The organism is Campylobacter sp. RM12637 (assembly GCF_020137645.1).
Classification (GTDB): domain Bacteria; phylum Campylobacterota; class Campylobacteria; order Campylobacterales; family Campylobacteraceae; genus Campylobacter_E.
In genome coordinates, this window is record NZ_JACGAV010000005.1 from 81,428 (window position 1) to 104,207 (window position 22,780).

22 protein-coding genes and 1 pseudogene are annotated in these 22,780 nt (G+C 27.9%); 7 read left to right on the plus strand and 16 right to left on the minus strand.

Annotated elements, in window-relative coordinates:
- The first annotated feature begins 28 nt into the window (after positions 1-28).
- A complete protein-coding gene (locus tag AVBRAN12637_RS04075; RefSeq protein WP_336615360.1) occupies positions 29-2,638 on the plus strand; it encodes a valine--tRNA ligase in 2,610 nt (869 codons plus the stop codon).
- 3 nt (positions 2,639-2,641) lie between these two features.
- A complete protein-coding gene (gene purU, locus AVBRAN12637_RS04080; RefSeq protein WP_214118690.1) occupies positions 2,642-3,469 on the plus strand; it encodes a formyltetrahydrofolate deformylase in 828 nt (275 codons plus the stop codon).
- A 135-nt stretch (positions 3,470-3,604) separates the two neighbouring features.
- Here the strand turns inward: purU and AVBRAN12637_RS04085 are convergent, their stop codons facing one another.
- The 5 genes from AVBRAN12637_RS04085 to AVBRAN12637_RS04105 form a co-directional block, all read right to left on the minus strand.
- Positions 3,605-4,255, minus strand: a complete 651-nt coding sequence (locus AVBRAN12637_RS04085; protein ID WP_336615361.1) for a hypothetical protein — start codon at positions 4,253-4,255, stop codon at positions 3,605-3,607.
- A gap of 45 nt (positions 4,256-4,300) precedes the next feature.
- Complete coding sequence (locus AVBRAN12637_RS04090) at positions 4,301-4,918, minus strand: hypothetical protein (protein WP_336615362.1); 618 nt, start codon at positions 4,916-4,918, stop codon at positions 4,301-4,303.
- A 9-nt stretch (positions 4,919-4,927) separates the two neighbouring features.
- A complete protein-coding gene (locus AVBRAN12637_RS04095) occupies positions 4,928-5,941 on the minus strand; it encodes a Cj0814 family flagellar-dependent secreted protein (protein WP_336615363.1) in 1,014 nt (337 codons plus the stop codon).
- Between the two features lie 15 nt (positions 5,942-5,956).
- Positions 5,957-6,892, minus strand: coding sequence for a hypothetical protein (locus AVBRAN12637_RS04100; RefSeq protein ID WP_336615364.1), 936 nt, complete (start codon positions 6,890-6,892; stop codon positions 5,957-5,959).
- A gap of 160 nt (positions 6,893-7,052) precedes the next feature.
- Positions 7,053-7,808, minus strand: a complete 756-nt coding sequence (locus AVBRAN12637_RS04105; protein WP_336615365.1) for a hypothetical protein — start codon at positions 7,806-7,808, stop codon at positions 7,053-7,055.
- Between the two features lie 157 nt (positions 7,809-7,965).
- Here AVBRAN12637_RS04105 and tatB point away from each other — a divergent pair, with 157 nt between their 5' ends.
- From tatB to AVBRAN12637_RS04125, 4 genes are read left to right on the plus strand one after another with little or no spacing between them, the layout of a single operon-like run.
- Entirely contained in the window at positions 7,966-8,409 is a 444-nt protein-coding gene (tatB, locus tag AVBRAN12637_RS04110; RefSeq protein ID WP_336614071.1) for a Sec-independent protein translocase protein TatB, read from the plus strand.
- The gene (gene tatC, locus AVBRAN12637_RS04115) at positions 8,402-9,166 is read left to right on the plus strand and encodes a twin-arginine translocase subunit TatC (RefSeq protein WP_214118042.1); all 765 of its coding nucleotides are present in this window, start codon (positions 8,402-8,404) and stop codon (positions 9,164-9,166) included. The genes tatB and tatC overlap by 8 nt, the downstream gene beginning before the upstream one ends.
- Positions 9,159-10,172: a tRNA preQ1(34) S-adenosylmethionine ribosyltransferase-isomerase QueA gene (gene queA, locus AVBRAN12637_RS04120; protein ID WP_214118039.1), complete on the plus strand. Its 1,014-nt coding sequence runs from the start codon at positions 9,159-9,161 to the stop codon at positions 10,170-10,172. Before tatC ends, queA begins: the two co-directional genes overlap by 8 nt.
- A gap of 9 nt (positions 10,173-10,181) precedes the next feature.
- On the plus strand, positions 10,182-11,324 hold the full coding sequence (locus AVBRAN12637_RS04125) for a hypothetical protein (protein WP_336607451.1): 1,143 nt from the start codon (positions 10,182-10,184) through the stop codon (positions 11,322-11,324).
- An 8-nt stretch (positions 11,325-11,332) separates the two neighbouring features.
- On the opposite strand, the gene AVBRAN12637_RS04130 is transcribed toward AVBRAN12637_RS04125, so the two are convergent.
- From AVBRAN12637_RS04130 to AVBRAN12637_RS04140, 3 genes are read right to left on the minus strand one after another with little or no spacing between them, the layout of a single operon-like run.
- A complete protein-coding gene (locus AVBRAN12637_RS04130; RefSeq protein ID WP_214118035.1) occupies positions 11,333-11,872 on the minus strand; it encodes a DapH/DapD/GlmU-related protein in 540 nt (179 codons plus the stop codon).
- 2 nt (positions 11,873-11,874) lie between these two features.
- Positions 11,875-12,321 (minus strand): cyclophilin-like fold protein, encoded by a 447-nt coding sequence (locus AVBRAN12637_RS04135; protein ID WP_214119855.1) that lies wholly within the window; start codon positions 12,319-12,321, stop codon positions 11,875-11,877.
- A complete protein-coding gene (locus AVBRAN12637_RS04140) occupies positions 12,287-13,450 on the minus strand; it encodes an iron-containing alcohol dehydrogenase (protein ID WP_336615366.1) in 1,164 nt (387 codons plus the stop codon). Before AVBRAN12637_RS04140 ends, AVBRAN12637_RS04135 begins: the two co-directional genes overlap by 35 nt.
- Positions 13,451-13,561: 111 nt before the next feature.
- Here AVBRAN12637_RS04140 and AVBRAN12637_RS04145 point away from each other — a divergent pair, with 111 nt between their 5' ends.
- On the plus strand, positions 13,562-14,425 hold the full coding sequence (locus tag AVBRAN12637_RS04145) for a LysR family transcriptional regulator (RefSeq protein WP_336615367.1): 864 nt from the start codon (positions 13,562-13,564) through the stop codon (positions 14,423-14,425).
- 30 nt (positions 14,426-14,455) lie between these two features.
- Here AVBRAN12637_RS04145 and AVBRAN12637_RS09795 read toward each other — a convergent pair whose 3' ends face one another.
- From AVBRAN12637_RS09795 to AVBRAN12637_RS04180, 8 genes and pseudogenes are all read right to left on the minus strand, one after another.
- The gene (locus AVBRAN12637_RS09795; RefSeq protein ID WP_239803726.1) at positions 14,456-14,965 is read right to left on the minus strand and encodes a methyl-accepting chemotaxis protein; all 510 of its coding nucleotides are present in this window, start codon (positions 14,963-14,965) and stop codon (positions 14,456-14,458) included.
- Between the two features lie 24 nt (positions 14,966-14,989).
- Positions 14,990-15,748, minus strand: a pseudogene (locus tag AVBRAN12637_RS09800) (PAS domain-containing protein); the annotation flags it as partial.
- A gap of 143 nt (positions 15,749-15,891) precedes the next feature.
- A complete protein-coding gene (locus tag AVBRAN12637_RS04155) occupies positions 15,892-17,838 on the minus strand; it encodes an HD domain-containing phosphohydrolase (protein WP_214118019.1) in 1,947 nt (648 codons plus the stop codon).
- A 1-nt stretch (position 17,839) separates the two neighbouring features.
- Positions 17,840-18,571: a 3'(2'),5'-bisphosphate nucleotidase CysQ gene (locus AVBRAN12637_RS04160; RefSeq protein ID WP_336615369.1), complete on the minus strand. Its 732-nt coding sequence runs from the start codon at positions 18,569-18,571 to the stop codon at positions 17,840-17,842.
- Positions 18,571-19,005: a DUF2147 domain-containing protein gene (locus tag AVBRAN12637_RS04165; protein ID WP_214118015.1), complete on the minus strand. Its 435-nt coding sequence runs from the start codon at positions 19,003-19,005 to the stop codon at positions 18,571-18,573. The genes AVBRAN12637_RS04160 and AVBRAN12637_RS04165 overlap by 1 nt, the downstream gene beginning before the upstream one ends.
- Positions 19,006-19,009: 4 nt before the next feature.
- Positions 19,010-20,020: a tRNA (adenosine(37)-N6)-threonylcarbamoyltransferase complex transferase subunit TsaD gene (gene tsaD / locus AVBRAN12637_RS04170; RefSeq protein ID WP_214119851.1), complete on the minus strand. Its 1,011-nt coding sequence runs from the start codon at positions 20,018-20,020 to the stop codon at positions 19,010-19,012.
- Positions 20,017-21,405, minus strand: a complete 1,389-nt coding sequence (fumC, locus tag AVBRAN12637_RS04175; RefSeq protein ID WP_267524896.1) for a class II fumarate hydratase — start codon at positions 21,403-21,405, stop codon at positions 20,017-20,019. The genes tsaD and fumC overlap by 4 nt, the downstream gene beginning before the upstream one ends.
- A gap of 11 nt (positions 21,406-21,416) precedes the next feature.
- Positions 21,417-22,676 carry an aminoacyl-histidine dipeptidase gene (locus AVBRAN12637_RS04180; protein ID WP_336612513.1) on the minus strand — a complete coding sequence of 420 codons (1,260 nt, stop codon included), beginning with the start codon at positions 22,674-22,676 and terminating at the stop codon, positions 21,417-21,419.
- Positions 22,677-22,780 lie beyond the last annotated feature (104 nt).

Below are 22,780 nucleotides of genomic sequence, written 5' to 3' on the forward strand. Positions count from 1 at the left end.
GCAAAAAACACTAATTTAAGGATTATTTATGAGCGATTTTTACAATCCAAAAGAAATTGAAAAAGATTATTATGAATTTTGCAAACAAAAAGGCTATTTTGAAATAGATGGAAATAAAAACATTCAAGAAAATGGCAAAAACTTTGCAATTATGATGCCACCGCCAAATGTTACAGGTGTTTTACATATAGGACACGCACTTACATTTACCTTGCAAGACATTATTACAAGATATAAAAGAATGGATGGCTTTAAGGTGCTTTATCAACCAGGCTTAGATCACGCAGGCATTGCTACTCAAAATGTAGTTGAAAAGCAACTATTAGCAAAAGGGATTAAAAAAGAAGAATTAGGCCGTGAAAAATTCATAGAAAAAGTATGGGAATGGAAAGAGCAAAGCGGTGGAGCTATAGTTAAGCAAATGCAAGCACTAGGCATTACTCCAGCATTCTCAAGACTTCGTTTTACTATGGATGAAGGGCTTCAAAATGCTGTTAAAAAAGCTTTTGTGGACCTTTATAATAAAGGCTTAATAGAGCAAAATAACAGAATGATAAACTGGTGTACTAAAGATGGAGCATTAAGTGATATTGAGGTTGAATATGAAGAAAATAAAGGCAAACTTTATCATATAAGATATTTTTTAAATGATAAGGATTATTTAGTAGTTGCAACTACTAGACCTGAGACTTATTTTGGCGATACTGCTGTAATGATAAATCCAGAAGATGAAAGATATAAGCACTTAGTTGGTAAAGAAGTTACGCTGCCTATTATAAATCGTAAAATAAAAATCATAGCTGATAGCCATGTTGATATGAGCTTTGGAACAGGAATTGTAAAAGTAACACCAGCTCACGATAATAATGACTATGAAGTAGGACTTAGACATAATCTAGAGTTTTTAACTATTTTTGATGAAAATGGAATTTTAAACGAGCATTGTGCTGAGTTTAAAGGGCTTGAAAGACTTGAGGCTAGAAAAATAGTAGTTGATAAACTAAACGAATTAGGCTTTATTGAAAAAATTGAAGATTATGTAAATCAAGTTGGACATTGTTATCGTTGTAAAAATATCGTTGAGCCGTATATTTCTAAACAATGGTTTGTAAAAACTGATATCGCAACAAAAGTTATAGAAAAGGTAAATAATGGTGATGCTAAGTTTTATCCAGCTCATTGGATAAATAGCTTTAATGCTTGGCTAAGAGAATTACGCCCTTGGTGTATCAGCAGACAACTTTGGTGGGGACATCAAATTCCTGTTTATTATTGTGATGAGTGCGAACATATTCATGTAAGCGAAAACAAGGTAGAAAAATGTGAAAAATGTGGCTGCGATAGTATCACTCAAGATAAAGATGTGCTTGATACTTGGTTTAGCTCGGGGCTTTGGGCGTTTTCAACTCTAGGTTATAACAACGGCGATTTTGGTAAAGGCACTTTATGGAATGAAAGTGATATAAAAGACTTTTATCCAAACTCACTTTTAATTACAGGTTTTGATATACTCTTTTTCTGGGTATGCAGAATGTTATTTCAAAGTGAAAATGAGCTAGGCGAAATCCCATTTAAAGACATTTATCTTCACGCACTTGTAAAAGATGAAAACGGGCAAAAAATGAGTAAAAGCAAAGGCAATGTAATTGACCCACTTGATAGCATTGATAAATATAGTGCTGACATACTACGCTTTACTTTAGCACTTTTAGCCGTTCAAGGAAGAGATATTAGAATGAGTGAAGATAGAATGATTTTAGTTCGTAACTTCACAAATAAGCTTTATAATGCGGTAAATTTCTTACTACTTAAAGGTAAGGATTATAAGATACTAGGTAGCTATAAAACAACACTAGGTATTTATATGAACGCAGAATTTCAAAAATGCGTAAATGAAACTCGCAAAAACTTAGATGAATATAGATTTAATGATGCTGCTATGAATATTTATAAGTTTTTATGGGATGAGTTTTGTGATTATGGAATTGAGTTTAGCAAGGCTGATGAGAGTAGTATAGATGAGCTTGCGAGCGTATTTTTAAACGCTATGAAATTACTTAGTCCATTTATGCCGTTTATTAGTGATTATTTATATCATAAATTAGGCAGCACAAGTATTTTTGAAAACGGCTCAATTATGGTAGAAAAATATCCTAAAATAAATGAGATTTCAACCACTGAAGAGCAAATTATCAAAAACTACGAGCTTTGTAAAGAAGCGATTAATAGCCTAAGAAGTATCAAAAAAACAGCAAATATTACTGATAAAAACGCTCCGGCACAAATTATAAGCGAACATAAATTTGATGAATATTATCTAAAACTAATAGCAAAATTAGCTAAAGTAGGAGAATTAAGCCAAGATGAAAATCCTAAAGAAAGCTTTAGCGTAAATGTTAGCACGAACCTAAAAACCGCTATTTTTGTAGATAGCAAAGCACTTGATGAAATGAAAGCTAAGTTAGAAAATAGATATAAAAAAGTTCTAGCAGAATACGAAAAGCTAAACAAAATGCTAAGCAATGAAAAATTCGTAGCTAACGCACCAGCACAAGTTGTAGAACAAAACAAAATTGCTATGCAAAAAGCTGAAAATGAATTAAATGAAATAAAAGCTGAATTAAATAACATAGGATAAATTATGAATGAATATATCTTAAAAATCACTTGCCCTGATAAAAAAGGGCTTGTGGCTATTATCTCAAATGAGATTTATAAGGCAGGATTTAATATAGAAAGCAATAATGAATTTGTAAATAGCGATACAAATTCTTTTTATTTTCTAGCGATTTTAAGCTCAAGTGAGAGTGTAAAAGATGATTTTATAAATAATTTAAAACAGATTTTAACAGACGCACAAATCACATTTAGCCCAAAAAGAAAGAAAAACATAATAATCCTAGCTTCAAAAGAGCTTCATTGTTTAGGTGATTTGCTACTTGCAAACTATGAAGATGAACTAAATGCGAATATCTTAAAAGTTATGGCAAATCACGATTTAAGCGATTTTGTGAAAAGATTTGATATAGATTTTAGCCTAATTGATACTAGCAAAGATAAAGAACTTTACGAGCAAGATATAATTCAAGAGATTAAAAAATACAATGTTGATTATATAGTATTAGCAAAATATATGCGGATTTTAAGCCCAAATTTTGTAAATACTTTTAAAGATAAAATCATCAATATCCATCATTCTTTTTTACCTGCATTTATCGGTGCAAATCCATATCTACAAGCTTATGAGCGTGGGGTTAAAATCATAGGAGCAAGTGCGCATTTTGTAACGGATAATTTAGATGAAGGACCTATCATTTTTCAAGACATAGTTAGAGTAAATCACACTTATAATTCAAAAGATTTAAGAAAAGCAGGTAAAAAAATAGAAACTCTAGTGCTAAGAAATGCCCTTGAAAAAGTGTTTGATGATAAAGTATTTATTGCAGGTAATAAAACAATTATATTTTAAAAAATTTTGAAAATACAATTAGGGTTTAAGTTTTTAAGCCTTAATTTTATTAAACTCCTTAGCTTATAAATACATATAATAATTTTTGATTAGTTTTAAAATTATGCTAATTTTACGATTTTAAATTCTTTTAATCTAAACTTTTTTATCGTATAAATTCTCGCCATTTTTATAGGCTAAAAATATAGCCAATAAATCTCTTTCATTTTTGATTTCAGTTTTATTTAATTTGTTTAAAATCTCTTCCATACTTTCACGAATATTATCACTTTTTACTTCTATGGGTTTAAACTCATCTTTTTTAAGTTCTTCGCTAGTTTCTTCTATATTATCTTTTAGATTTTCTTGCTTAAGCTCGTTTATACGCTTTAAATATTTTTGCTTAAATTCATTCACGCTAATATCACTTGCAAAAAGTTCTTTAATCTCATAATCATAATTAGCAGTATAATCGTTGTTTAAGGCATTTTTTTTTAAAAATGCCTTAATATCCTTTGCCTCATCATCGTTTTGAAAAAGCTTAGAAATAAACATTTCAGGATGAAGTCTAGCATAGCCAAAATCACGCATATAAACATAAAATATAGAAATATCACTAATATTTGTTGATACATTGTTGCTACTTGCATTATTGCTTTCTTGGATATTATCTTGACCTTTAAATAAAGCAATATCGGTTAATTCTTTTAAATACTTGCTTTCTTCTTGTGGTGTTTTTGCTTTTTGATAATCTTTATAAGCGTCATTCCAATTTCTTAGATTTAAATCATTAAAATTAATTTTCATTTTTTACTCTTTTGATAAAAATTAAGATTTTTAAATTCTTTTATTTTAAACCCTTTTATCATATAAATTCTCGCCATTTTTATAGGCTAAAAATATAGCTAATAAATCTCTTTCATCTTTGATATTTTGAATATCCATTTTACTAAGTATTTCTTCCATACTTTCACGAGTGCTTATGCCTTTTACTTCTATGGCTTCGTAAGGTTTTTCTTTAGTTTGTTCTTTTTTTTCTTCTTGTTTAATTTCTTCTTTAGATTGTGATATTTTTAAATCTTCATCTGTATTAGAAAAAATACTTTTCATTAATTTATTTTTTTCTTCATTACTTATGCTATCTGAAGTTAATTTATCTAAATTTTTAAAAAGTTTATTTAGAGTTTTTACCAATTCTTCTGGATCAATGTCTGGAGTATTTTCCCATTCTATTTTTCTTTGTTCTACAATATCAGGGTCTAATGCTCCAAATAAAGCTAGATTAAGTATTTCACTTTTATCTAAATTTCTATCATTAAAAGGATTGTAAGTTGGATCGTTTTCTAGCTTTTGCTGAGCAAGTTTTAGATATTCTAAACTAGCCTTTCCATCTTCATAATAAGGTTTATTAACTTTGCTTTGATTATTCATATAAGTATTTGAAAAATTATTTACTCCATTAACCATCATAACAAATCCTTATACTTTCATATCAAATAAACTTATATTTTTTTGGCTGTATTGTAAAGCCACTTGCAAAAACTCTTCAAATGTTTCGTAATTATCTATATCTTTAGGAGCTTTTAGATTTTTACCACTTAGCATTTCATATAATAATTTTTGATATCGCTTCATAATACTTTCAAATTCTTTACCATCAAACCCATCTACATTTTGTAATTTTAATGAGCTAAGTTCTTTTGGCAAAGCTCCATAATTTAACCTATCCATAGGAGTAAATCTATCCTCTCCTATTTGCTTGGCATAATCAGTTCGCTCACCTTCTACCAAAAAATAATTACTACTAAGAGCTGCAATTAGTAAGCCACCTTTTGTGTATTCGCTGTTTTCAGTTTTATAATGTTCTTCATGTGGATTCCAGCAAACTGAAGCAGAGTTTCTAAGCCATTTAGCGTAAATATTATCATCTCGTGTTTCATAATAATTAAAAACATTACCATCTGCACCAAAAATGGTTGATAATGAGTATGTGTCTTTGTGCTTTGAAAAAACATTAGAAAACTCTTTAGATTTAAAATAATTATTAAATTTGTCATCATTATCAAATATTTGAGTAACTTCTAAGGTGCTTTTTCTCATTTCATATAAATGTGGGGTGTTTGACAAAGTATCTTTAGAAAAACTATCGTTTGAGTTTAAAAATTCATCTCCTACAACTTGTCTTACAACATTATAAGCATTACCAACGCTTTTTGCTATATCAATTGATTTACAAATTTTATAAAGTGATATTGCATTTTCATTATGTTCTACTAAAGATTTTAAACTATCGCTGTGGATTTTATAATTATCCGGAATACCCGCAGCTTTGTTAAAATCACTTGTAAAAAAGCCATCTTTATCAATTCCGTATCCTAAAACAACTCCTACCTTTTTATCATCTGCTTTATTGTCTACTTTTTTAATCTCGTTATTTGTTTCTTTTTTGCTTATATTAGTTATTTGATATGTTGAATAAGAATTTATTTTCATAATTATTCCTTTATTTTAAACTATTTTATCATATAAATTCTCGCTATCTTTGTATGCCATTAAAATAGCTAATAAATCTCTTTCATCTTTAATATTTTGAATATTAATTTTGCTAAGTATTTCTTCCATACTTTCACGAGTACTTGTGCCTTTTACTTCTATGGGTTTTCTTTTTATATTCTCATCTTTTTCGGAATTTTCTTGTAAATATTTCTCTCCAAAATGTTTTTCATAACCATTTTGCTCTTTGTATAAATCAACTTCTATTTGTAAAGCCAAATAACCGATTTTAAATTCATCTAAATCATCAAGAGCAAATAAATCCATAAGCCTATCCATAAAGCCACCGCTCCCACAAAAAACATCTCCTAGCTTTATATTGCCTTGAGAAAATCTGCTTAGATAAAACTCAGGCACGCTAGTATCTCCAAAATTTGTATCATTAGTAGCAAATCTAACGCCCACAATCTCGTTTTGCTTTAAAAACTCTAAAAGTTTTAAATCGTTTTTAATAAATGCTTGATTATAAATATTATTAGCTTTTGTATTTATTTGTAAAGCGTCTAGCTTAGAAAGAGCCTTTTTGTCATCGTTTTCGTTGAAAAATGCAGGGTGTAAAGAATTAATCACTTTTACCATTTCTTCAGCGCCAACTTTTTTACCCGTTTCTATCCAATCTTCTCGCTCTTTTTTATTCATTCCATAAAAAAGCATACCTTCCATAAACTCGCTTTCAAGCATAGCGTGAAGCTCTGGATGCTTAGATTTATTTACACCCAAAAGTATTCTTTGCGTATTATTTGGCTCATAAGTTCCACATTCATCTTGTGGAACATCTTTTAATAAATTCATAACTTGCTCTTTTATATTATCTTTAGGAGTTTGAGTGGTTGGAATTTGATTTTTAATATTTGTTTGATAATTTATATAATTGTTATTTGTTATTTGCATTTTAAACCCCCGTTATTTTTCTATATCGGTAGGTTTAAAAAAATATTAATAGATATTTAATTTATATCTAAACTCTTTTATAAAATTTTTAGCTTTAATTCTTATTTATATAAAATATTAATCTATATTCATTTTAACAATTTTATAACTTTCCTTTATTTTAAACCCTTTTATCATACAAATTCTCGCTATCTTTATATGCCATTAAAATAGCTAATAAATCTCTTTCATCTTTGATATTTTGAATATTAATTTTGCTAAGTATTTCTTCCATACTTTCACGAGTGCTTGTGCCTTTTACTTCTATGGCTTCGAATGGTTTTTTATCTTCGGTTTTGTCTTTTTTATCTTCAACTTTTTCATCATTTTCATTTATGCTAGATATTTCATCACTTGGCTTTGGATTTTTGCTATCTTGAATATTTTCACTATTTTGGATACTTTCATGCTCTTTGCCTTGCTTTATCTCATCAATTCTTGCTAGATACCTTTGTTTGAACTCATCTTCGCTAATATTTCTTGCATTAAATAGCTTTGCTATTATTACATCTTGATCCCATTTATAATCTCCTAAGCTATCAGAATGCTCCTTTAAAAAATCTTTTAAATCTTTTTGCACATCTTGATTTGCTTCAGAACTAAAGGCTCTTTCATAAATTGTATTCGTATACATATCGCCATATAAAGCATCTTGATGTTCAAGTAACATATAAATAACCATACTTTGAATTTTTGCTTCATTGCTATTAGTTGGGTAATTAAAATCCAAGCTATCGTGAGTATCGGGGTAAAACATTTTAATAAAATCATCATATCTTTTTGCATTTTCTTTATTTTCAAGTCTTCCTTGAACTAATGCTTGATTATTATTTGGCTTTTGTAATGGTAAGTTATAATTATTTGAACTAATTTTCATATTTTATCCCTTTAAAATAATTTAATAATTAGTAAATATATTAATTAAATATAACTAAATATAACTTTAAAAAGATTAAGTAGCAAAACTTAATTTAAACTAACGATTAAAAAAAATTAGATAAATTCAGCAAAAAATTATCTAAAAGAGTTTTATTATGAGTTTTATGGAAATTGTTATTATTTTAATAGTTGCTGTTTTGGTTTTAGGACCTGAAAAACTACCTAGCACTATAGTTGAAATCGCAAAATTATTAAAGGCTGTTAAAAAACAAATTAACGAAGCTAAATCAAGTATAGAAAACGAAATCAATATTAGCGAATTAAAAGATGAAGCTAGAAAATATAAAGAAGAAATCACAAAAGCAAATGATAGTATCAGAAAAAAACTAAGCTTTGAAGAATTTGATGAGATTAAAAATACTTTAAGTGATTTTGAAAAAGACGCACAAAATGCTTTAAATAGCACTATTGATAGTGTAAAAAATACAGAAAACTCAAATCAAAATTCAAATTCTACAGAAGAAAAAAATATAAATACAGAAGAAAAGCAACTTAGCAAAAGAGAACAATTTTTAAAAGAAAAGAGCGAAAATGTTTGAAGAATTAAAACCACATTTAGTTGAACTTAGAAAAAGATTATTTATTAGTGTAGTTGCTTTGATTTTAGCTTTTTTTGTATGTTTTGTATTTTGGAAACCAATACTGCATTTTATTTGTGTTCCACTTATGAATGTATTGCCTGAAGGCTCTGAAATTATATTTTATAAACCACAAGAGAATTTCTTCACTGCTATGCAAGTGTCTTTATTTGCAGCATTTCTTGTAGCATTGCCTATAATTTTGTGGCAAGCTTGGAAATTTGTTGAACCAGGTTTATATGAAAATGAAAAAAGATTTGTAGTGCCTTTTGTATTTAGCGCTACTATTATGTTTTTGATTGGTGCAGCGTTTTGTTATTATTTAGTAGTTCCTATTGCTTTTGATTTTTTAATCAATTTTAGCGGCGGAGAATATAAGGCTATGCCTTCAATTTCTGAATATGTGAGCTTTTTTACAAAATTAGTAATTGCATTTGGACTAGGATATGAATTACCTGTTGCTATATTTTTCTTAGCAAAAATTGGTCTTGTAACTGAAAAAACTCTTATTAGAAATTTCAGAGTTGCTATATTAGTTATTTTTATATTTGCAGCAATTATGACCCCGCCTGATGTATTTTCGCAATTTTTAATGGCAATTCCTTTAATTGGGCTTTATGCTATTTCAATTTATATTGCTAAAGTAGTAAATCCAGCTGACCCTGATATAGATAGCGAAGATGATGAAAAAGAATTATTAGAAGATAAAAATGCTTGATAATTTACTAAGTTCTTATGATTATGATTTGCCAGAAGAATTAATAGCAAAATACCCTGCAAATCCTGCTGATAGTGCAAAACTATTAGTGTATGAAAAAAATAGTGGAAAAATTACTCATAGTGTATTTTATGAATTAGCTAATTTTTTGCCTGAATGTGCTTTGATTTTTAATGATACTAAAGTATTTAAAGCTAGATTTTATGGCAATAAAATTAGTGGTGCAAAATGTGAATTATTTATAAATAAAATTCTAGCAAATGATGAGTTTTTAGTGCAAATTAGGGGTAAAGTTAAAGAAGATGATATTTTAATTTTTCAAGATAATTTAAACGCAAAAATATTAAAGCTAAACGCAGATGGCACCAGAATTGTGAAATTTTGCAAAAACAATGAAGTTTTAAAAACCGATGAAGTTTTAACAATTAGCGAAAAAATCGGACATATTCCACTACCACCATATCTTAAAAGAATGGATAATTTAGATGATGAGATAAATTATCAAAGTGTGTTTGCTAAAAATATTGGAGCTGTTGCAGCACCTACTGCGTCATTGCATTTTACGAATAGAGTTTTAGATAGTCTAAAAGATAAAAAAAGCGCTTATATTACTTTACATGTTGGTGCAGGAACTTTTGCTAGTGTAGAATGTGAAAACATACAAGAACATAAAATGCATAGCGAATACTTTAATCTAAGCGATGAAGCAATAAAATTAATTAATAGTGATATACCTATTTTAGGGGTTGGCACAACTGCTACAAGAACAATAGAGTATTATGCAAGGACAAAAAAAAGTAGTGGTGAATGTGATTTGTTTTTAAACCCATCTAATAGGCCAATTAGACAAAATTATTTATTAACAAATTTTCATTTGCCAAAATCAACTTTAATTATGTTAGTAGCTAGTTTTATAGGTAGGCAAAATACTTTAAAACTTTACGAAGAAGCTATTAAAAATAAATATAAATTTTACTCATACGGCGATGCAATGCTTATTATTTGAAAGGAAAATATGAAAAAATTATTACTAATTTTAATCTCAACCTATCTATTTGCAGATTCTAAAATAGATTTTTCTGATAAAGATACAATACTTTTATTTGTAGTTTTAGGTGGCTTAATAGTTTTATTATTAGCTTATATTTACAAGCTAAAAATGAAATTAAAAACTAAAAAAGTAAAAATGTTTAGTGTTAGCGATGAAGCAGAATTTGAAAGTGAAAGTTTTGAAAAATCATCTTTATATTTTGATTTACAAGAAGTATTTTTATATTTTTTCAAAACGCTAAATTACGAAGCTAGTGTTAAAAATAACATATTTTTAGTTAGACAAGATATGCTATATCTAAACGATAACAATGAAAAATGTATGCCAAATAGGTATTTTTATGGAGATTATACAAATATTATCAATGCTATTTGGGCTGCTGCTGATTTGATTAATCAAAATGTAGAAAATGAAACCATATTTATTGATATTGGGATTATTAATAATATGCAAAACAGAACTCTTTTGTGTGTTGATATTGGAGTTTGTGGTGTTGTTGATGATAAAAAAACTGAATTATTTAAAAGCTTTACTAATCCTAAAAAACTATCTATTTCAGAACAATTACATAAATTTAGTGGATATATGAAAAAAATTGATGGTTCTAGTTATGCCTTTAAGGATACAAATGAAAGAATTAATCACGCAATCTGTCTTAGTATCCCAATACTAATCAATGATAAAGAAAATAATTTACCAGATGTAACTCCAAAAGATAGATTAAGTGTTTTAATAGTTCATAACAATATTGACATATCAAAAACAATCACTGCAAATCTTGAAAGCTATGAAATTAACTGCGTTCAAAACCAATCAAGTAATGGTCTTTTAGAGAAAATTGAAGATGGGGTAAATTGCGCTTATAGAGCTGTTTTATTAGACGCAAATCTAATCAATACTTTTAATGAATATGATTTAAATCGTTTAGTAAAAGCACAAGATGAATATTGCTTTAAATTAATTCTCATATTAAACAATCATAAAATAACACCTAATGTTGAAAAAATTATTCAAGAAGTAGATTTTCTACCATTACCATATACAATTGATAATATTCGCTCAATTGTAAATATCATAAAAACTCAACAAGAAAAATTATTAAGCTAATTTATTAATTAGCTTAATTTTATAGTTTTAATTAATTTAGCTGGAACTCCTGCTACTATTTGAAATTCTTCAACATCTTTAGTAACCACCGCACCAGCTGCTATTATTGAGCCTTTTTTAATTTTTACTCCGCTAAGTATTGTGGCATTTGAACCAATCCAAACATTATCTTCTATTGTTATTGGTTTTAATACCATATCAGAGCGTTTAAATGGATTTATATCATGATTTATAGTAGCTAATACTACATTATGCCCTATTAAAACATTATTTCCTATATAAATTCCTCCTTGGTCTTGAAATTTACAACCGCTATTTATAAATACATTTTTGCCTACTGAAATATTTTTACCGCAATCCGTATTAAATGGCGGAAATAAAGTAAAACTTTCATCTACTTCTTTACCAATTAATTGAGAAAATAATTTATTTAATTCTTCTGGTTCATTATAAGTATTGTTAATTTTAAAAGTTATTTTCATAGCTTCTTTAGCTTGTTTAAGCATAAGTTTATGCTCAATAGAATTTGCTTTTACATACTTAATCATAATTAATCCTTATTTTTAACATAAAACCTAGCATTAATTTTGCCATTACCTAAAAGCTTTTTTAACTCATCTTTACTAATGCCATAAATTGTTCCTAATTTAGTAAAACTCCAAGAATTATTATCATAATAAATTACTATATTATTAGCATTATATAAAATCAAATCAAGTGCTTTAGCTTGAAAATATTTATCATTAGTAGGAAGATTTTTATCAATTCTTCCTACCTTTTCAAACCCACCATAATCATTCATTAAAACATTCAAATCAGACTTTTGTAATACTTCATAAAGAGCAGTTGATGATGAATTGCTTTCTAATTTTATTCTTAATTCTTGATTATTTATTTCAACATATATTTCATCATTGCTAAATCCATTTAACACACAAAAAGCTCCTAAACCAATAAAAATGCTAAAAACTTTTCTTAAGTATATGAATAATTTCATCTTTATTAAGCTCCTTATAACCACCATTTAAGATGAATACATTATTAGCAATATCTTCAATCAAGCTTTCATCTACTAATAAATCTTTTATATTCATACAAAGATCTAGCTCACTCATCCAATCTCTCATAGCAAATAGTCCTAATTTAGCTATTTCTTCATCGCTTTTATTATCTTTTATATCCCAGACATTAATAGCAAACCTTTTAAATTTATCAATATTATAAGGCATTATATATTCATAATACGCCAAACTAATAGCACTTAAAGTAGCTCCGTGCGTTGCATTGGTAAAGCCACCAATAGCCTGACCTATCATATGAACCATCCAATCTCCATTTTTACCACAATGAAGCATAGTATTTAATGCTAGAGTACTTGCCCACATAATATCACTTCTAGCCTTATAATCATTAGGATTTTTGTTTGCAATTTTGCTTGATGAGATTATTGAACGCATAAGCCCTTCTGCTAAATAATCGCTCACATTATCATCTTCTTTTGAAAAATATTGCTCTAAAATATGATTAAACGCATCATAAATTCCATTTATCATTTGGTATTTGCTAAGACTTAAAGTGTATTTAGGATTTAATATAGAAAACTTAGGAAATACTCTTTTATCATTAAAAACTTTTCCTATTTTTTGATGAGTTTTTTCATTTGTAATTACACTACCACCATTCATTTCAGAGCCTGTCCCACACATTGTTAAAATACAACCTAACGAAACTACATCACAAGTTGGCTCAAGTTGATTTATAAAATACCTATCCCAATAATCATCGCTTGAGTTTATACTAACTGCTAAAGCTTTTGTATAATCACAAACAGAACCACCACCTAAAGCTAATAAAAAATCAGCTTTATGCTCTCTTGCTATCTTTACACCTGAGTTTAATTTTTCTAAAGTAGGATTTGGCATAACACCATCAATATATGCTACATTTTTGCCTAATTTATCTAGTATTTTTACAATTTGGTTAAAAATACCATTTTTATGCACCGAGCCGCAACCATAAACCAAAACAATGTTTTTACCATATTTACTTAATTCAAATTCTAAAGATTGCTCTACTTCATCAGTAAAATAAATCTTAGTTGGATTGTGAAAAATAAAATTATTCATAAAAAATCTCCTTGTTTTAAAAGTAAAATAATTTTATTTATTTTTAAAAGAAATATCAAATACTTATAATATATAATTAATTATAAAAATTAATTATTTCTAAGGAATATTATGGAAATTAGAGTTTTAAAATATTTTATAGAATCTGCAAAATTACAAAATATAACTAAAGCAGCTAATAAATTAAATCTTACTCAACCAAATCTATCAAGACAATTAAAAGATTTGGAAACAAAATTAGGGCAAAAACTTTTCATTAGAACAAATTATAAAATCATTCTCACAAAAGAAGGAGAAATGCTTTATAAAAGAGCTTGTGATATTTTAGATTTAGTTGATAAAACCGAGCAAGAATTTAAAAATTTAAAAGATTTTAATGGTGGAGATGTTTATATAGGCTGTGCTGAATCAATTGGAATAGTCAAAATAGCAAAAACTGCTAAAAAGCTACAAAATAAAAATATTAAGTTTCATATATTCAGTGGAAACTATGAAAATGTGGTAAATAAATTACAAAATTCTTTAATAGACTTTGCCGTTGTAGTTCAAGAATTTGATATTAGCAATTTTAGTTATTTAGATTTAAATCATAGTGATACTTGGGGGATTATTATGAAAAATACTTCAAAATACGCTAAGCAAAAAGATATAAGCATAAATGATTTATTTCAAATGCCACTTATAGTATCAAGACAAGGTTTTACGCAAGAAATGCCAAATGTTTTAAGGCAAAATCAAGATAAGCTAAATATAGTAGCTACTTATGATTTATTATACAATGCTGCAATTTTTGTTAAAGAAGATATTGGATACGCTTTATCTCTTGATAAATTAATTAACACTAATGATGATTTATGTTTTAAGCCTATAAACCCATTAATTACTTCTAATTTAAGGTTAATTTGGATTGATGATAAATTAAGTGATGTTGCGAGAATTTTTTTAAAAGAATTACAAAAAGATTTAAAAAACTAATTTGAAATTCCTAAGAATTTCAAATTATATTTATTTATTTTCTTCCATAGCTCTTGCTACTTCTTCTGAACTTTGTTTGATTTTATTCATACATTCATTTGCAGTATTTGCTAACACAACACTATCATTTACTTGAGCTATGCTTTTATTTATACTCTCAACAACATTAGCACTAACATTTCTAATAGAATTAATTGTTAAAGTAATTTCATTAATTGATGTTGCAGTCCTTTCAGCAAGTTTTCTAACCTCATCAGCAACCACAGCAAAACCACGACCATGCTCGCCAGCACGAGCAGCTTCAATAGCAGCATTTAATGCTAATAAATTAGTTTGCTCTGCAATATCTTTAATAGTTTGAATAACAGATACAATCTCATCTGATTGAGTATTTAACGAATTAACCAATTCACTACTTTCATTCATAATTTCTGCTATTTCTTGGACATTTTGCACGGTTTTAGCAATAACTTTACTACCTTCATTTGTGCTTTCATCATTTTTTTGTGCTAACTCGCTTACGATTTTATTTTTATTCAAATCTCTTATTACTTGCTCACTAACATCGCTTGCGAATTTAATTACCTTATAAACCTTACCTTCGGCATTATAAACAGGATTATAACTTGCTTCTAAATATACAGGATTATTATCTTTTGTATATCTTATAAATTGACCTGATTGAAAATGTCCGCTTCTTAAATCTTCCCAAAATTTTCTATAATCACTACTTTTTACATATTCACTATCACAAAACATAGAATGATGTTTGCCTATAATTTCGCTTTTTCTGTAATTTAATGTATTTAAAAAATTATCATTTGCATCAAGTATTTCTCCGTTTGGAGTGAATTCAATTAAAGCCATAGACTTACTTGCCGCATTAATTGTGTTTTTTAAGTCCAACAATTCATTTTCGTGTTCTGTAATATCAGCAGCAAACTTAATTACTTTATAAACTTGATTTTGCTCATCTACTATTGGTAAATAATTTGCTTCTAAATAAACTATTTGACCATCTTTTGCAAATCTTTTAAACTGACCACTTTGTGGAATATTTCTTGATAACTCTTGCCAAAAGATTGAATAATCACTTGAATTAACATAATGTTTATCACAAAATATTCTATGATGCTTACCTTTTATCTCTGCTAGTGTATATTTTGTAGCTTTTAAAAAATGCTCATTTGCATCAACAATATTTCCTTTAGTATCAAATTCTATAATCGCCATTTCTTTATAAATAGCTTTTAAAATAGCTTCTTTATCTTTTAACTCCTTAATAATCTTGTCTTGTATTTCTTTATTATTTTTAAAAAACATTAAATTACTCCTAATTTTAAAAAAAGGAGCGATTATAAATAATTTTATTTAAAAAAGTATTAATAGTTTAAATTAAAGCAAATAATTAATCCAAATCAATGAAAAATTAATTTGGATTAATCTAAAAAATCAACAAATTACAATCACATTAAATTATCATCAATATATTTATCAACATATTTTTCTTTTATTGCAAATATTTCTTCTTTACAAGCAAAAAATGCTTCAACCACTTTAGGGTCAAATTGAAAACCTGAATTATCACTAATATATTTGCAAACTTCATCAAGTGGCCAAGCTTTTTTATAACATCTATCACTTGCAAGTGCGTCAAAAACATCAGCTAAAGAAACAATTCTTGCATAAATATGAATATCATCACCTTTTTTACCCATTGGATAACCGCCACCTGCATATTTTTCGTGATGCTCGTGAGCGATGATTGCTGCTGCTTCCATAATTTTGCCTTTAAATCTATGCAACATTTCATATCCTATTTGTGCGTGTTTTTGCATAGTTTTAAATTCTTTTTCATCAAGTCTTCCAGGTTTATTTAAAATAGCATCAGGAATTCCAATTTTACCAATATCGTGAGTTGGAGCACCATAACTAATTAGCGTTACTTCTTCTTCACTTAATCCCATTTGTCTTGCTATGGCTTCGCTTATTTTACCTACTCTTTTTACATGATTTCCAGTTTCTTCACTTTTGCTCTCAACCATTTCAGCTATTGAATAAATTAAATCTTTTTGAGCATTTAAAATATCTTCTTGGAATTTCATTCCTTCATAAATCTTACCTGAATAATCAGCTGCAATTCTTAGATAATCTAAATCATCTTTATCAAAATTATTATTAATATCTGTAAGTTTATTTAAAGCTTGGAATACCCCAATAACTTCGTGTTCACTATTTAAAATAGGCATAGCTAAAATTGATTTAGTGCTATATTTTGTTCTCTCATCATTTGAGCTATCAAAATACGGATTGCTTTTTGGATTATTTTCTAAAATAGCTTCTTTTGTCTCAATTGCACGACCTACTATTCCTTTACCAAAAGGAACTCTAATCTCACCTACTCCATCAGCGTGTAAGGTATAATATTCTTTTCTTTCATTATCAATAAACCATACACTACATCTATCAGCTTGAATGTTTTGTTTAACCATTTCGCCTAAGGTATTTAGGTTGGCTTTAGAATCAGAGTTTTTAGAAATTTGAGAAAAGCATTCAAGTATGGTTTCTAGTTTTTGTTCTTGGTCTAAATTATGTCTTTTCAATACATTTATCATATCACTTTGATAATTTGTATTAAATTGCATAAATGAACCATTTTTAATAATCATTCCATAATCTTTTAAGATATTAAATTCTCTTAATTCTTCTTCTATTTTATCTTTAAAGCAATATTTAATGTGATATACATGGAAAATCACATCATCTCTTACTTGCTCTTGTATTTTTTTTAATAATTTTGGAGTTAAGTGTTTTGAATCTTGTGCTAATTTTTCTAAACTTGAATCAAAACTAACATCAGCAATTACTTGTCTTATATCAGTTCTCTTATTGATTAATTCCACTATATCATCGTGATAATAAGTATCTGAAGTAAAATATATACTATCTTTATCATAGCTTAAAATAAAGCCAAAACTACCTTCAGTATGATAGCTCTTAACTGGCTCTATTGTTATATCATCTATTAATAATTTATCTCCTACATTAATTTCTTTATAAACTATAGCAGGACTACCATTTGGCAATTTTATCTTTGCAAAATCAGGCCAAATTTTATTGTTAAAAAAATGCTCTTTAAGATTATCTATACTTTCTTTACTAGCATATATACAAATACTATCTTGAAGTTTTAAAAAATAATTATCAACATATAAAGCAATAGCACAAATATGGTCTAAATGAGTGTGAGAAATAAAAACATGCTTTATAAAATTATCATCAGTTGGTTTTGGTAAAAATCCCGCATCAATTACACCATTTAAACTAAATTGAATGCAAGTTAAATTATCACTTAAATATTTGCTAACCGAAGAACCTTCAAAAACTATTCTATGTGTGTTAAAAATATTCATATTAATCCTTATTAAATACACTTGAAAACGCTATAAAAGGTTTGCAAGAAAAATTGGGCGTATTATAATTCAATTTTTGTTTATCAAGCCCTAACATTAATCCACCACTTTGATTTATTAAAAAATCTCCTGCTGCTAAATCCCAAGAATTCAGCCTTTCGTATCTTAAATATACATCAGCATCACCTTCTAATAAAGCACAAAACTTTAATGCAGAGCCAATATTTAATGCCGAGTATCCGTAGTTAAATGGAATTTTACTATTATTTATCTCTTGTTCTTTTCTTAAAGATACTAAAGCTTTATTTGATTCTTTTTTGACCTTATTTAGAATTTCTTGATTTTTATAAACTGGCATATTTTTAGCCGAATAATACAAATTCTTATTACAAACATCATAAATTACACCTAAAATTGGTCTTGTATCTTCAATCAGACTAATGCAAACACAAAAATTTTTTCTATTTTTTAAATAATTATTAGTGCCATCAAGCGGGTCAATTAGCCAAAATAAAGAATTTTTTCTTTTTTCATAATCTAAAATTTTTTCTTCAGAACATATATTGATTTTACTATTTCCTAAAATATCAAATATTATTTCATTAGCTTTTAAATCAGCTGAACTAACTAAAGTTCCATCTGGTTTCGTATTAATTAAAGGGTGTTTTATATCAATTATTTCATCTCCAGCAATTCTTGCTGCTCTTTTAGCAAGAGTTAATAACTCTTGCATTATTTTTCCTTAATCCAAGTCTGACTTCTTCCTATTAAAGAAAATCCAACATATCCTCTTAAAATTAATTTATCATCTTTAAAAGTTGCATTTGCTCTATATAATTTACCACTTTCTGGGTCAATTATATAACCACTTTTATAAGAATTTTCACCATCTTTTTTTAATTTATAAAGCAATGGCGCACCTACTATTTTCATCTTTCTAGCATCTTCTGCATAAGTAAAATAATCATAAGTTTTTTCACAAGATTTACAAAGTTCATCATCGCCATATTCAAACAATTTAACAACTTTGCCAAATAATTCATTATTTTCTTCATAAATATGCCATCTAGCAGTTTTTTTACCATTTTCATCAATACTTATATAATTACCATAATCCTTAGCTAATAAACTACCTAATAATCCTAAACATAAAAATATTTTTTTCATTAAATTAAAGCCTTTTAAAATTTTTTGATTTTGGGTTTATTATATCATCACTTATATTTACAAAATCTTTATTTTTGTATGCAATAACCCCTGCTCTTGCTATCATTAAAGCATTATCAGAACAATATTTAAGCGGAGCTAATAATAATTGCATATTGTTTTTTTTACAAATTTCATCTAATTTAGACCTAAGCAATAAATTAGCACTTGCACCACCAACTACGCCTAATGCTTTATAATTTTTATTATGCAAAACTATGTTTAATTTATTAATTATATGCTTACAAGCAATTCTTTGAAATGCTGCTGCTATATTTGCTTTTTGAGTATCTAAAGTATTATTTGCTATACAATCATTAATAGCTAATCTAACTTGATTTTTAATACCCGAAAATGAATACTCAAGCCTACTTTTACTTGGGATTGGTAAAGAAAACTCATAAGTATTATTGCTTTCATTTTTTGCTAATTCTTCAATAAATACCCCACCAGGATAACCAAGTCCTAGCATTTTTGCAACTTTATCAAAACTTTCTCCAAAACTATCATCACTTGTAGTTGCTATTAAATTTATATCATATTCTTTAGTAATCTCAAGTATCATAGTATGACCGCCACTTACAAGCAAAACTAAAAAATCATTCATTATTTCTTTATCTAAAAATAAAGAACAAATATGACCTTTTAAATGATTTATCGCAATTAATGGTATATTTAAAGCCACACTTAAAGCCTTAGCCATTGCAACTCCACTTTGAAGAGATACTGATAATCCTGGCTCATTAGTAACTGCAATTGCCTTTAATTCGTTTAAAAAAGGCTTGGTTTTAGCTAATATTTTAGGTAAAGCTTCAGTATGTAGCCTTGATGCAAGTTCTGGCACAACTCCACCAAATTCATTATGCTCATCTTGAGATATTTTTTCATAAAATAAACATTCATAAGTATTTACATTAATAACTGCGATGCTTGAATCATCGCAGCTACTTTCTATTGCTAAAAGTAATTCTCTCATTTTGGCTTAATCATATTTGCAGGAACTACAAATTTATCAAAATCTTCTTCACTAACTAAGCCTAATTCTAAGCAAGATTCTTTTAGGCTAATTCCTTTTTTGTGAGCATTTTTTGCAACTTTTGCTGCATTTTCATAGCCAATATGTGGATTTAATGCAGTTACTAGCATTAAAGAATTATTTAAATTATAAGTAATTTTATCAATATTTGGAGTAATTCCTATAGCACAATTATCATTAAAACTAATCATACCATCAGCTAATAATCTTAAACTTTGTAAGAAATTATAAATAATCACAGGCTTAAATACATTTAGCTCAAAATTACCTTGAGAAGCTGCAAAACCAATTGCCGCATCATTTCCCATTACTTGAACGCTAAGCATTGTTAAAGCTTCACTTTGAGTAGGATTTACTTTACCTGGCATAATTGAGCTACCTGGCTCATTTTCAGGAATACTAAGCTCTCCTAAACCACATCTAGGACCACTTGCAAGCCATCTAATATCGTTTGCTATTTTCATTAAATTTGCTGCAAGAGCTTTAAATGCTCCGTGTAAAAATACTAAAGCATCGTGACTTGTAAGTCCGTGGAATTTGTTTGGACTACTTATAAATTTAGTGCCTAAAAGTTCGCTTAATTTTGCTGATACTTTTTCACTAAGTTCTGGATGAGCATTAATTCCAGTTCCAACAGCTGTTCCGCCAATTGTTAGCTCTCTTACATCTTCAAGTGCTTTTAAAATATGTCTTTTTGAGCTTTGCAACATATATACATATCCACTAAATTCTTGACCTAAAGTAAGTGGGGTTGCATCTTGCAAGTGAGTTCTTCCGATTTTAATTATATTTTCAAATTCTTTTGCTTTTTTATCTAGTGTTTTTTCTAGAATTTCTAATGCAGGAATTAAAGTCCTTTCAGTTTCTAAAACTGCAACTATATGCATTGCAGTTGGGAATGTGTCATTTGAGCTTTGGCTCATATTTACATGGTCGTTTGGATGGACTATTTTTTCTTTAGTAAAATCCATTCCGCTAAGTTTAGTAGCAAGATTTGCTATAACTTCATTTAGGTTCATATTTGTTTGTGTGCCTGAACCTGTTTGCCATATAGCAAGTGGGAATTCATCATTATGTTTATTAGCTAAAATCTCATCACAAGCTTTAACGATTGCATCTTTTTTTACATTGTCTAATTTACCTAAATCATTATTTACTAAAGCTAAAGACTTCTTAAGATGCGCAAAAGCGTGGATTAATTCTACAGGCATTTTTTCTGTGCCAATTTTGAAATTCTCTAAACTTCTTTGTGTTTGTGCTGCCCACAATTTATCTGCAGGAACTTTAACTTCACCCATTGTATCGTGTTCTATACGAAAACTCATTTTATCTCCTTTTATTTGTAGTTTTTAATTAAATCAAATGTTGTGTTTTTAATAATATCTATTGTGCTAATCTCACATCTTTCATAAATACTATGTGGGCTTAGGATATTTGGACCTATTGAAGCACATAATAATTCATTTTGCTTAGTTTTTAGCACTCCGCACTCAAGCCCTGCGTGAATACTACTCATACTAGCTTTTGGATTATATTTTTGTAAAGAATTAAGCACTGCATAAGTAAAATCATTTGGCACAGGCTCCCAAGGCTCATCTTTAGCAAGTAGTTTTGCTTCGTAATTATTAAAATGTGCTTTGGTTTTATAAAAGACTTCATCTAAATCTGCTGAATTATCACTTCTTGCAAATAATTCAAGCTTTAATTCATCATTATTTTGACTAATGATTGCTAGATTTACGCTAGTTTTTACTATATTTAAATCCCTTGAATAAGACCAAACTCCGTGTTTATAACTAGCAATTAGACTTAAAATATCTTCTTGAATTACTTTTTCGCCTTTACTCTCAAGCTTGGTTATTTCAATGTTTTCACTAGATTTAAGTTCAGTGTCGCTATAAAAAATAGCCTTAGCATTTACACTTATACTATTAGTTCTTTCCCCACCACTAAAGCTTACTAATTCAGCATCGTTTTTATATAAAAATAAAGCTAAATCACTAATAGCACTAGGAATGTTTTTAATAATATCAATCCCACTATGACCGCCTTTATAGCCTTTAGTATGAGCTTCATATAAATATTTTTTACTAGGGTTTTTATAATTTAGCTTAATATTTACATTCATCATTAAACTCGCCGCACAACCAATTATTACTCTATCTACGCACTCGCTATCAAGATTTAATAAGTGTTTTGAACTAATTTTTAGCTCTAAATTATTTGCACCTATAAGCCCTACTTCTTCATTAGCAGTAAATAAACATTCAAGGTCGCTAAACTCATTCATAGCTTCCATCATAATGGCAATTCCTATACCATTATCAGCACCTAAGGTTGAATTATTTGCTTTAATAAATCCATCACTTTCTATTATATTTATATTAGGTGCATCTCCAACACAAACCATATCATAATGACTTTGCAAGCATATATTAGGATTTCCCTTTTTGCATAAAATATTTTCAGCCTTATCAACTAATACTTCAAAACCTTTTGATTTTGCATAATTAATTAAAAAATCTTTTAATTTAACTGCATCAAAACTACAATGCGGAATTGCTGCAATTTGTTTAAAGTTTTCTAAAACTCCCATTCTTTCTCCTTATTTTTAAGCAAACATTAGATTTTAAAGTTTAATAAAGAGTAAGATTTGTGTGTAATTTTGTAATTTATTTTAAAGTGTGTAAATTCGTAATA

Coding starts and splice junctions, on each gene's coding strand:
- AVBRAN12637_RS04075 (WP_336615360.1), top strand. CDS start 29: ATGAGCGATTTTTACAATCCAAAAGAAATTGAAAAAGATTATTATGAA.
- purU (WP_214118690.1), top strand. CDS start 2,642: ATGAATGAATATATCTTAAAAATCACTTGCCCTGATAAAAAAGGGCTT.
- AVBRAN12637_RS04085 (WP_336615361.1), bottom strand. CDS start 4,255: ATGAAAATTAATTTTAATGATTTAAATCTAAGAAATTGGAATGACGCT.
- AVBRAN12637_RS04090 (WP_336615362.1), bottom strand. CDS start 4,918: ATGATGGTTAATGGAGTAAATAATTTTTCAAATACTTATATGAATAAT.
- AVBRAN12637_RS04095 (WP_336615363.1), bottom strand. CDS start 5,941: ATGAAAATAAATTCTTATTCAACATATCAAATAACTAATATAAGCAAA.
- AVBRAN12637_RS04100 (WP_336615364.1), bottom strand. CDS start 6,892: ATGCAAATAACAAATAACAATTATATAAATTATCAAACAAATATTAAA.
- AVBRAN12637_RS04105 (WP_336615365.1), bottom strand. CDS start 7,808: ATGAAAATTAGTTCAAATAATTATAACTTACCATTACAAAAGCCAAAT.
- tatB (WP_336614071.1), top strand. CDS start 7,966: ATGAGTTTTATGGAAATTGTTATTATTTTAATAGTTGCTGTTTTGGTT.
- tatC (WP_214118042.1), top strand. CDS start 8,402: ATGTTTGAAGAATTAAAACCACATTTAGTTGAACTTAGAAAAAGATTA.
- queA (WP_214118039.1), top strand. CDS start 9,159: ATGCTTGATAATTTACTAAGTTCTTATGATTATGATTTGCCAGAAGAA.
- AVBRAN12637_RS04125 (WP_336607451.1), top strand. CDS start 10,182: ATGAAAAAATTATTACTAATTTTAATCTCAACCTATCTATTTGCAGAT.
- AVBRAN12637_RS04130 (WP_214118035.1), bottom strand. CDS start 11,872: ATGATTAAGTATGTAAAAGCAAATTCTATTGAGCATAAACTTATGCTT.
- AVBRAN12637_RS04135 (WP_214119855.1), bottom strand. CDS start 12,321: ATGAAATTATTCATATACTTAAGAAAAGTTTTTAGCATTTTTATTGGT.
- AVBRAN12637_RS04140 (WP_336615366.1), bottom strand. CDS start 13,450: ATGAATAATTTTATTTTTCACAATCCAACTAAGATTTATTTTACTGAT.
- AVBRAN12637_RS04145 (WP_336615367.1), top strand. CDS start 13,562: ATGGAAATTAGAGTTTTAAAATATTTTATAGAATCTGCAAAATTACAA.
- AVBRAN12637_RS04155 (WP_214118019.1), bottom strand. CDS start 17,838: ATGAATATTTTTAACACACATAGAATAGTTTTTGAAGGTTCTTCGGTT.
- AVBRAN12637_RS04160 (WP_336615369.1), bottom strand. CDS start 18,571: ATGCAAGAGTTATTAACTCTTGCTAAAAGAGCAGCAAGAATTGCTGGA.
- AVBRAN12637_RS04165 (WP_214118015.1), bottom strand. CDS start 19,005: ATGAAAAAAATATTTTTATGTTTAGGATTATTAGGTAGTTTATTAGCT.
- tsaD (WP_214119851.1), bottom strand. CDS start 20,020: ATGAGAGAATTACTTTTAGCAATAGAAAGTAGCTGCGATGATTCAAGC.
- fumC (WP_267524896.1), bottom strand. CDS start 21,405: ATGAGTTTTCGTATAGAACACGATACAATGGGTGAAGTTAAAGTTCCT.
- AVBRAN12637_RS04180 (WP_336612513.1), bottom strand. CDS start 22,676: ATGGGAGTTTTAGAAAACTTTAAACAAATTGCAGCAATTCCGCATTGT.